Source organism: Psychrobacter sp. GW64-MNA-CIBAN-0177 (assembly GCF_040309585.1).
GTDB classification, from domain to species: domain Bacteria; phylum Pseudomonadota; class Gammaproteobacteria; order Pseudomonadales; family Moraxellaceae; genus Psychrobacter; species Psychrobacter okhotskensis.
In genome coordinates, this window is sequence record NZ_JBEOOY010000219.1 from 1 (window position 1) to 274 (window position 274).

The 274-nt window shown below is 45.3% G+C and carries 1 pseudogene; it reads left to right on the forward strand.

The features are described from left to right. Positions 1–54 precede the first annotated feature (54 nt). A pseudogene (locus AAEY79_RS14845) lies at positions 55–274 on the forward strand (cyanate hydratase); the annotation flags it as partial.

Here is a 274-nt window from a genome sequence, read left to right on the forward strand (position 1 = left end):
TATCCAATTCAGCTTCCTGTAGCTGTTTAACCAACCATTGTAAGAGGTACTATTATGATCCAATCTCAAGTGAGCAACACGGCGCGCCTAGCATTAACCGATATAATTATTGCTGCAAAAGCAGAAAAAAATCTGTCGTTTGAACAAATTGCAGAGGGCACAGGTTTAAGCGACGTTTACGTGACGGCGGCTTTATTAGGCCAACACCCATTGCCTGCAGAAGCCGCTGAAAAAGTGGCACAAACGCTGGGCCTTGATGCAAGTGCGGTTGAAT